At 75.3% G+C, this 9,268-nt stretch carries 8 protein-coding genes, 1 other RNA gene and 2 pseudogenes; 7 read left to right on the plus strand and 4 right to left on the minus strand.

The window, feature by feature from the left end; genetic code table 11:
- Nucleotides 1-788, plus strand: a 788-nt coding sequence (locus DZF91_RS39790; protein ID WP_117357937.1) for a GHMP family kinase ATP-binding protein, incomplete at its 5' end; no start/stop codon positions are given.
- Between the two features lie 122 nt (nucleotides 789-910).
- Here DZF91_RS39790 and DZF91_RS14160 read toward each other — a convergent pair.
- Nucleotides 911-1,288, minus strand: a complete 378-nt coding sequence (locus DZF91_RS14160; RefSeq protein ID WP_117357938.1) for a hypothetical protein — start codon at nucleotides 1,286-1,288, stop codon at nucleotides 911-913.
- Nucleotides 1,289-1,482: 194 nt separating this feature from the next.
- Nucleotides 1,483-1,797 (minus strand): DUF6191 domain-containing protein, encoded by a 315-nt coding sequence (locus DZF91_RS14165; RefSeq protein ID WP_235834280.1) that lies wholly within the window; start codon nucleotides 1,795-1,797, stop codon nucleotides 1,483-1,485.
- A gap of 294 nt (nucleotides 1,798-2,091) precedes the next feature.
- On the opposite strand from DZF91_RS14165, the pseudogene DZF91_RS14170 reads away from it, so the two are divergent.
- From DZF91_RS14170 to DZF91_RS14190, 6 genes and pseudogenes are all read left to right on the plus strand, one after another.
- Nucleotides 2,092-2,652: pseudogene (locus tag DZF91_RS14170) on the plus strand (Nif3-like dinuclear metal center hexameric protein); the annotation flags it as partial.
- An 80-nt stretch (nucleotides 2,653-2,732) separates the two neighbouring features.
- Nucleotides 2,733-3,008, plus strand: coding sequence for a Nif3-like dinuclear metal center hexameric protein (locus DZF91_RS43160; RefSeq protein WP_407920911.1), 276 nt, complete (start codon nucleotides 2,733-2,735; stop codon nucleotides 3,006-3,008).
- Nucleotides 3,005-3,748, plus strand: coding sequence for a zinc ribbon domain-containing protein (locus tag DZF91_RS14175; RefSeq protein WP_117357940.1), 744 nt, complete (start codon nucleotides 3,005-3,007; stop codon nucleotides 3,746-3,748). Before DZF91_RS43160 ends, DZF91_RS14175 begins: the two co-directional genes overlap by 4 nt.
- A 25-nt stretch (nucleotides 3,749-3,773) precedes the next feature.
- Entirely contained in the window at nucleotides 3,774-4,874 is a 1,101-nt protein-coding gene (locus DZF91_RS14180; protein WP_117357941.1) for a bifunctional RNase H/acid phosphatase, read from the plus strand.
- Between the two features lie 69 nt (nucleotides 4,875-4,943).
- Nucleotides 4,944-5,325, plus strand: an RNA gene (gene rnpB / locus DZF91_RS14185) — RNase P RNA component class A.
- A gap of 398 nt (nucleotides 5,326-5,723) precedes the next feature.
- Nucleotides 5,724-5,999 (plus strand): hypothetical protein, encoded by a 276-nt coding sequence (locus tag DZF91_RS14190; protein WP_117357942.1) that lies wholly within the window; start codon nucleotides 5,724-5,726, stop codon nucleotides 5,997-5,999.
- A gap of 82 nt (nucleotides 6,000-6,081) precedes the next feature.
- Here DZF91_RS14190 and DZF91_RS14195 read toward each other — a convergent pair whose 3' ends face one another.
- Nucleotides 6,082-8,313, minus strand: a complete 2,232-nt coding sequence (locus DZF91_RS14195; RefSeq protein ID WP_235834281.1) for a SulP family inorganic anion transporter — start codon at nucleotides 8,311-8,313, stop codon at nucleotides 6,082-6,084.
- 313 nt (nucleotides 8,314-8,626) lie between these two features.
- A pseudogene (locus tag DZF91_RS39795) lies at nucleotides 8,627-9,268 on the minus strand (hypothetical protein); the annotation flags it as partial.

Genomic DNA, 9,268 nt, shown 5'->3' on the forward strand with positions numbered 1-9,268 from the left:
CGCCGGACGCGGCGCGCGGCCCGGCGCTGGCCGTCGCCCTCGCGTGGGGCGCGGTCGTCGCGGTGGGCCCGCACCCGGACGGCGGCGTGGACCTGTTCTCCATGAACCACCACACCGACCGGTGCACCTCGCTGGACGCGGCCCCGGACTGGGCGGCGGGCGCGGTCGAGGCGCTGCGCGCGCACGCCGACCCGCCGCCCGCGGTGCGGATGGTCGTGGACTGCGAGCTCCCGGCGGAGACCGGCCTGCTGTCCGGCGCGGAGACGGTGTGCGCGGCGGCGATGGCGCTCGGCGACCTGCACGGGCCGCCGCTGGCGTCCGGACCGTCCGCCGCGACGCCCGAGTACCTCGCCGCGCTGCACTCCCGCGCCGGGCACGCCCTGCTGATCACGGCGGACGGCCCGGAGCAGGTCCCGTTCGACCTGCACGCCGCCGGGCTGCGGCTGCTGCTGATCGACGTGGGCGCGACCGAGCGGGCGATCCCGGCCGAAACGGACCCCGGTCTGGTGGAGCGCGCCGCCGCGGCGCTGCGCGCGGGATACCCGGCCGGTCTCGGTCCGCTGCTCACCGAGGTGCACGTGCCGGGCCGTCCGACGCTCGACCTGGCGCTCTCGGCGGCCCGCGACGCCGGGGCCCTCGGCGGACGCGCCCTGGGCCGCTGCGCCGTCGCGCTCGTCCCGCTGGCGGACGTCCCGCGCGTCCGGGCAGAGGTCGTGGGGCGCCTGGACGGCCACACCCACCGCGCCCCGCGCTTCCTCACCGCCGTGGCGACCGGCCGCACCCCCTGACCGGACGGCCACGCCACGCCGACAGGGGACGAGTGTCCACCCGACGGAAGGCACACGCTCGCGCCACCGCGCGGGCCAGAGATCGGCGCGGCCATGCCGGAAGGCGACGGAGGGTCGCGCCGCTACGCCGAAGGCGGACGGGGGTTCTCGCCGCGATCGCGCAGCGCCTGTTCGACCAGGGCGACGGCCTGGGCGAGCTGGACGAGCCGGGCGCCCTCCCGGCGGTAGGTCTCGAGGACGGCCTCGATGCCGTGCGGCGGAACGGCCCCGGCGAGGTCGACGCGCGCCGAGCGGAACCCCTCGCGCGCGGCCTCGACGGCGGCGGTGACGTGGTGCCGCGCCATCCGGGCGAGCGCGACGGGGTAGCGGCGCAGCACGCCGTAGCGCCGGTACTCGGGCGGGACGAGCTCCAGCAGCCAGGCGAGCGCGGTCTCCTCGAACCGGTCGGTCCCCGGCGGGTGCACCTGCGGCGGCCAGCCGGGCGGGACGAAGCTGCTCACCTGCCCAGACTACCCCAAGGTCGAAAACCTGTTCGATCGGGCGACGTCCGCCGTCCCGGGGAGCGGCCCCGGCCGGACGGCGGCGAAACGCCGCCCACCCTCAGAGGCGAGCGGCGAGAGAGGAGGGCCGGCGCCTCCGCCCGGAGCCCGACCCCTTACCGGGAGGCCCCCGAAGCGGACCCCGCCCGAAAGCTCTACTCCTGCGGAGCCGGGGAGCCGCCCGGACCGGACCGGCGGATGCGGATGCGGCCCGTCGCCAGGTCGTCGCGGCCGGCGTCGCCCGCCTGGAGCATGTCGTCGTGCTTCAGCGTGCGCTGGCGCTCCTGCTCCTCCTGCTTGACCTTCTTGGAGCCTTCGAAGGCGGACGCCAGGTCCTCGAAGAGGCCGCCGCCCATGCTCGCGCCGGTCTCGCCGTCCCCGCGGATGGCGCCCATCAGCGACGACCTGCCGGTGCCCTCCCGCGGCCACTCGATGACCTCGGGCTCGGTCTGCTTGGCGGTGGTGCCCATGGGGCGGCCCTTGACGCGCTTACGGCGACGGAACGGTGACTTCACACTCAACTCCAACGCGACGAGCTTCCAGAATGATCCGCGCCGTCCGGCCGATGGCTTCGGCCGCCCGCCCCGGAGGGAGCCGGTGTGCCTCCCGTCCTCCGGATACCTGCCCATCGTGATCGTCCGGCTACCGTCCGGATGGGCGGACCCGGGGTCTGCACACGATAGCCGTTCGCCGGCGCGGCCCGGCGACTCCCGGGGCGCGCCACCGGCTCGGCGGACGGCCTCCGGGGCGGTAGCCTGCGGGGCGTGCGTCTCTCCCAAGTCATCGCCGTCCTGGACGACCTGTATCCGCCCGCCTGGGCCGAGTCCTGGGACGCGGTCGGGCTCGTCTGCGGGGACCCCGGCCAGGAGGTCCGCCGCGTGCTGCTCGCGGTCGACCCGGTGGCCGCCGTCGTGGACGAGGCGCTGGAGTGGGGGGCCGACCTGGTCCTCACCCACCACCCGCTGCTGCTGCGCGGCGTGCACGGCGTCCCCGCCGACACGCCCAAGGGCCGTCTCGTGCACCGGCTGATCAAGAACGACGTCGCGCTGTTCACCGCGCACACCAACGCCGACGTCGCCGTCCCCGGCGTGTCGGACGCGCTGGCCCGCGCGGTCGGCGTGACCGGCGGGCTGCGCCCGATCGTGCCGTCCGCCGACGACCCGCGCCGCGGGCTCGGGCGGATCGGCGCCCTGCCCGAGACCCTCACGCTGGCGGAGTTCACCGCGCGGGCCGCCGCCGGGCTGCCCGCCACCGTCTGGGGCGTCCGCGCCGCCGGCGACCCCGACCGCCCCGTCCGCACCGTCGCGGTGTGCGGCGGCGCGGGAGACTCGCTGCTCGACGACGTCCGCGCGGCGGACGTCGACGTCTACCTCACCGCCGACCCCGCCCCGTCCGCACCGTCGCGGTGTGCGGCGGCGCGGGAGACTCGCTGCTCGACGACGTCCGCGCGGCGGACGTCGACGTCTACCTCACCGCCGACCTGCGGCACCATCCCGCGTCGGAGTTCGTCGAGGCCGGGGGCCCGGCGCTGCTGGACGCGGCGCACTGGGCCACCGAGCACCCGTGGCTGGCGGACGCCGCCGCGGCGCTGACCGACGCGCTCGACGTGACGACCCGCGTGTCCACGGCGGTCACCGACGCCTGGCGCCTGCACGGTGCCAACAACGAAGGAGTGAAGTGAAAGCCGCACCGCAAGCCCAGCAGCGCCTGATCGACCTGCAGGAGCTCGACAGCTCGCTCGACCGCCTGGCGCACCGCCGCCGCACGCTGCCGGAGCTCGCCGAGATCGAGCGGCTGAACGCGCGCCGCGCCGAGCTGCGCGACCAGATCGTCGCCGCCGAGACCGAGCTCGGCGACCTGGAGCGCGAGCAGAGGAAGGCCGAGCAGGACGTCGACCAGGTCCGCACCCGGGCCGACCGCGACCGCAAGCGCCTCGACTCGGGCACCGTCACCTCCGCCAAGGACCTGGCGTCGCTGCAGGCCGAGATCGAGTCCCTGGGCCGCCGCCAGTCCGACCTGGAGGAGGTCGTGCTGGAGATCATGGAGCGGCGGGAGGAGGCCGAGGCGCGGGTGAACGCGCTGCGGGCCGAGGCCGACGGCTCGGCGTCCGAGCTGGCCGCCCTGACCGAGCGGCTGAACGCCGAGCAGTCCAAGATCGACGAGGAGGCCGGGCTCACCACCACGGCCCGCACCGGCGTCGCCAAGGACGTCCCGGACGACCTGGTCGCCCTCTACGAGAAGCTGCGCGGCCAGTTCGGCGGCGTGGGCGCGGCGGTCCTGTACCGGGGCTCCTGCCAGGGCTGCCACCTCGCGCTCAACACCGTCGACCTGAACCGCATCCGGGCCGCCGCCGACGACGACGTGCTGCGCTGCGAGGAGTGCCGCCGCATCCTCGTCCGCACCGCCGAGTCGGGCCTGTGACGCCGGACTCCCGGAAGGACGCGCGGTGACGGTTGGACGCCGACTGGTCGTCGAGGCCGACGGCGGGTCGCGGGGCAACCCGGGGCCCGCCGGCTACGGCGCCCTGGTGAAGGACGCCGTGACCGGCGAGGTGCTGGCCGAGACCGCCGAGGCGATCGGCCTGGCCACCAACAACGTCGCCGAGTACCGGGGCCTGATCGCCGGGCTGACCGCCGCCGCCGAGATCGCGTCCGACGCGCGGGTCGCCGTCCGGATGGACTCCAAGCTGGTCGTCGAGCAGATGTCCGGCCGCTGGAAGATCAAGCATCCGGACATGCGTCCGCTCGCCGAGCGCGCCCGGCAGATCGCGTCCGGGCTCGGCGCGGTGTCCTACGAGTGGATCCCGCGCGAGCGCAACGGGCACGCCGACCGGCTGGCGAACGAGGCGATGGACGCCGCCGCGCGCGGCGAGGAGTGGCGGCTGCGGGTCGAGGAGGAGCCCGCGCCCGCCCCCACGCGGGTCTGGTCGGCCGCCACGACCACGCCCACGCGCACCCTGCTGCTCCGCCACGGCGAGACGCCGCTGTCGGCCGAGAAGCGCTTCGCCGGGTCCAGCGACGTCCCGCTGACCGAGGAGGGCCTCGCCCAGGCCCGCGCCGCCGCGCGCGCCCTGCCGGACATCGGGGCGATCGTGACCTCGCCGCTGGACCGCTGCCGCGCGACGGCCGCCGAGGCCGCCGCCGTCACCGGCCTGGAGGTCCGGGTCGAGGACGGCTTCCGCGAGACCGACTTCGGCGAGTGGGAGGGCCTGACCTTCCGCGAGGCGTCCGAGCGCGACCCCGCCGCCCTGTCGGCGTGGCTGGCCGACCCGTCCGCGGCCCCGCCCGGCGGCGAGAGCTTCGAGGCCGTCGCCCGGCGCGTCCGGACGGCCCTGGACAAGCTGAAGGTCCGCTACCGGCACCAGCACGTCCTGGTCGTCTCGCACGTCACGCCGATCAAGCTGCTCGTCGCGGACGCCCTGGGCGCGCCGCTGTCGTCCCTGTACCGGATGCGCCTGGACACCGCGTCCCTCACCCGGATCGACTGGTACGACGACGGCCCGGCCAGCCTGCACGCCTTCAACGACGTCCACCACCTGGACGCCTGACCCCCGCCGCCCGGGCCGTCCGCCGCACCGGGCCGCCTCCCGCAGCCGGTACCCTTGACCCACGGCGGACGAGCCGGCCGGACGGCCGCGTCGGGGCATGGCCCCGCCGAGGAAAGTCCGGGCTCCACAGGGCAGGGTGGTCGGTAACACCGACCCGGGGCGACCCGCGGGACAGTGCCACAGAAAACAGACCGCCACCGCCAGGTGGTAAGGGTGAAACGGTGAGGTAAGAGCTCACCGGCGCCCACGGTGACGTGGGCGGCCAGGTAAACCCCACCCGGAGCAAGGTCAAGAAGGGAAGCGACGCTTCCCGCGCAGGCGTTCGAGGGCGGCCCGCCCGATGCCTGCGGGTAGACCGCTGGAGGCCGTCGGCAACGGCGGCCCGAGATGGATGGCCGTCGCCGCCCCGCGAGGGACGGCACAAAACCCGGCTTACAGGCCGACTCGTCCGCCCCAATCCTCTCTCCGACCCGCGGCGCTGGTGTCCGCGGTTTCGGTGATCTTTGCGCGTTGACCGGTGTGCGCCTGCCAAGGCCCTGTTACCGACAGTAGTGATCAACTCTCGATCACGCGGAACAGGACGGCCGACAAGTCGTACCGGACGGCGCGGGCTGTGGCCACCCGGCCGGGTCGACGGCCGGGAGGACGCGGGGGGGGTGCCGGCGGTAGGCCGTCCGGAAGTGGTGGAAAGGGACGTCCGGCGTGGGTTCCGTGACTCAGGAGGATCGGGTCATGGGACACAGAGCGGCATGGAAGGGGCGCTTAACGTCCGAAGTACGCGGTCGATCCGGCCGCGGGATCGGCGAGGGGGCGGTACCCGGCGCACGGGAACCGCGGAGAGGAGCGCTCATGATCATCGTGTCGGTGGCGGTGGCCGCGCTTTTCCTGATGCTCGTGGTGCTGTTCTACCTGCTGGCGTTCGCCCGCGCGAGCCGCCGGGACGTGTTCTTCGTCCCCGCGGACAGCCGCGGCACCCGGCGGGCGCGACGCGTGACCGGGATGTACGTCAGGGGTGTCGAGGGACCGGATGTCCGCAGCGTTCCAGGCACCCGCGGTGGCGTTCCGCATGCCCGCGACGGCGTTCTGGACACCCGCGGTGGCGATGAGGAACTGGTGGGTCGCTGACCGTCGGGGGCCGGGCCGCCCCTCTCGCCCGGGGGCGGCCCACGGCCGTCGGACCGACGTGGCCGTCGGACCGGCGTGATCGTCAGACCGACGTGCGGTGGTCGCCGGGCACCGGGCCGAAGGTCCCGGACGCGCGGTCGAGCATGTGCACGTCGGCCGTCTCCAGATCGAGGTAGAGGCCGACCAGCTCCAGCTCGCCGGAGTCCACCAGGGCGCGCAGCCACGGGTAGCTCTCCAGGTTCTCCAGCTGCTGGACGACGTTCAGCCGGCAGAGCCGGGTCATCGGCGACTCGTCCGGGGCGGGCTCGGCCTCCATGAAGCGGGCGAGGCTCGGCTCGCCGTGCCGGATCCAGCGGCTGAGGGAGGCCAGGTGCTCGACCTCCTTGCCGCCGGCCAGCAGCGCCGCCATCGCGCCGCAGTTGGAGTGGCCGCAGACGGTGATCGTCCGGATGCCGAGGACGTTCAGCGCGTACTCGACGGTCGCGGCGACCGAGTCGTCCGGCGGGACGGACCCGTGCCGGGGCACCATGTTGCCGACGTTCCGGTTGATGAACAGGTCGCCCGGGCCGGAGGCGGTGATGATGTTCGGCACCACGCGCGAGTCCACGCAGGTGATGAACAGGTGCTTCGGCTTCTGCTCGAAGGCGAGCTCGGACATGATCGGACGGACCAGCGGCGCCGTCTGCCCCTGGTATTCGCGGATACCGGACAGCAGCAGGTCGCTGGGTGTCCCCGGGGCGGCCCCGGGGGCGGTCGCCGGACGGCGGCGGCGGTTCGCCCAGGGCGCCCACCAGCGGGAACCCGGGGCCGACTTGCGCTGGCCAGACAAATCACCTGTCACGGCTCTTTCATACCAAGACTCGTGAACCTCGTCGATGTCGACCCCGCCGCCGAGCCGTTCGTGCCCCAGCCTCCAGCGGTGCACCGCCTCGAACGCGGCATGGTCCATGAAGTCCACGTTCAGGTCCAGATCGACCTTCGCGCCGGGTGGGACGGCGGCCAGCGCCCGTGACAGCCGCGGCACCCCGAGGAACGTCAGTGTCCCCTCCACGACCACGTGCCAGGTGGGCCGGTCCGGCCGGTCGTCCGCGCTCGGCACCGCCTCCTCGACCCGGACGGTCAGCCGGGTGAGCCGCCGCAGCGCCAGCACCCCGGCGACCGCCATGCCGGCCAGGACCCCCTCGCCCAGCCCGAGCAGCAGCACCCCCGCCGCCGTCGCCACGTGGACGGGGACCTCCCGGTGGTTCCACAGGTCGCGCAGCCGGGCCGTGTCCAGCATCCGGAACCCGAGCACCACCAGGATCCCGGCCAGCGCGGACAGCGGGATCCGCTCGACCAGCGCCGCCCCGCCCACCACCGCGACCAGGACCCAGACACCGTGCAGGACGCAGGACGCCCGCGTCCGCGCGCCCGCGTCCAGGTTCGCCGTGCCCCGGACGATCCCGCCCGCGACCGGCACCCCGCCGAGCAGCCCGGACACCGCGTTCGCCGCGCCCTGCCCGAGCAGTTCGCGGTCCAGGTCGGCGCGCGCGACGCCGTCGGGCCGCCGCCGTTCCACCGCGACCGCGCTCAGCAGTGACTCCACGGCCGCGACCACCGCCACGGCCGCGACCGCCCCGACGATCTCGTGGACCGGCGCGTCCGGCAGCACCGGCGGGCGCCACCCGTCGAACAGCCGCTCCGGGAGGTCCACGCGGGGGACGTCCCAGTGCAGCGCCCACGCCCCGGCCGAGGCGACCACCACGGCGGGGACGGCGGCGGGCACGCGCAGGACCGCTCCGGTGGCCCGTCCTCCGCCCTCGTACCGCCGTCGCACGTACGTCCACAGGAGCAGGACGGCGATCGTCGCGACCGCCACCCCGACCGAGGGACCGTGGGCGCGCACGAGCCGGCCCGGCAGCTCGGTCAGGTTCGCGACCGCCGAGCCCTGCGGCCTTCCGCCGAGCATGACGTGCAGCTGCGACAGGACGAGCGCCAGCCCGACACCCGCGAGCATGCCCTGGACGACGGCGGGGGAGACGGCCAGCGCGGCGCGGGCGATCCGCGCCGTGCCCAGCGCGACCTGGAGCACCCCGGCAAGCAGCGTGACCCCGCAGGTGGCGCGCCATCCGTAGGCGTGGACGAGCTCGGCGACGACGACCGCCAGCCCCGCGGCGGGCCCGCTGACCTGCAGGGGCGAGCCGCCCGCCAGTCCTCCGGCGATCCCGCCGACGACGGCCGCGACCAGTCCCGCGGCGACCGGCGCCCCCGAGGCCACCGCGACGGCCAGCGCCAACGGCACCGCGACGAGGAACACGACGAACGAGGCCGCCACGTCGGCTGTGTGTGAAGGAGCTTTCACAGTCCGTATCCAAGCAGTCGCGGGCGCGTCCCACCTGCGAAAACCCGTATCGCGGGCCTGGCCGGGGTCGTCGGAGCCGGGGGGATGGCGGAAGACCGGAGAACCGAGCCTGACAGGCGTGGGCCGCCAGCGGAGGCCCGAGCGCAGAGGCCGGAAACGCGAAGTGGGCCGGAAACGCGAAGTGGGTCGGAACGCGAAGTGGGTCGGAACGCGAAGTGGGCCGGAACGCGAAGAGGCCGCCCGGGTGGGCGGCCTCTTCGTCGTGTTCGGGTTCGTCGTGTCCGGGTCAGCGGCGGTAGTCGCGGTGACTCTGCCAGTCGTCCTGCTGCGGCGGGTTCTGCTCCTGGCCGCCGCTGCCGTAGGACGGGTTGTAGGAGCCGTTGCCGCTGGACTCGTACCCCGAGCCGTACGCCTGCGTGGCGTTCGGGTCGAAGGCCCCGGCCGGACGGGGGCCGGTGTCGCGGGACGTCAGCGGGTCGTTGCCGTAGCCGCCGCCGAAGTCGCCGTAGCGGCCCTGCTCGCCTGCCGAGCCGCCCGCGCCGCCGGCCGCGCCGGTGGTGGGCTGGCCGCCCGTCGCGCCGCCGTACGAGCCGTACGAGTCGCGTCCGGAGGACAGCGGGTCGTCGTTGTACGTCGGCGCGGCCTGGTAGCCGCCGGTCGGGCCGCCGCCGCTCGCGGACGGGCTGCTCGACGGGCTGCCCGAGCCGCTGAACGGGGGCGCGCCGAGCGGGTCGCTCAGCGGGTCGGCCAGCGAGTTGCCGAACGGCTTGTCCGCGCCGATCCCGCCGCCCGCCGTGGCCGGGCCGCCGCCGGACGAGCGCTGCCGGTCGCTCTGGATGCGCTGGAGCAGCTCGTCCACGGTCGGGAGCTTGCCCTCGCCGGTGTCGCCGCCGGACGCGCCCGCGGCGGCCGGCTGCTGCGGCGCGGC

This window comes from Actinomadura logoneensis (assembly GCF_003428695.1).
Taxonomy (GTDB): Bacteria; Actinomycetota; Actinomycetes; order Streptosporangiales; family Streptosporangiaceae; genus Spirillospora; species Spirillospora logoneensis.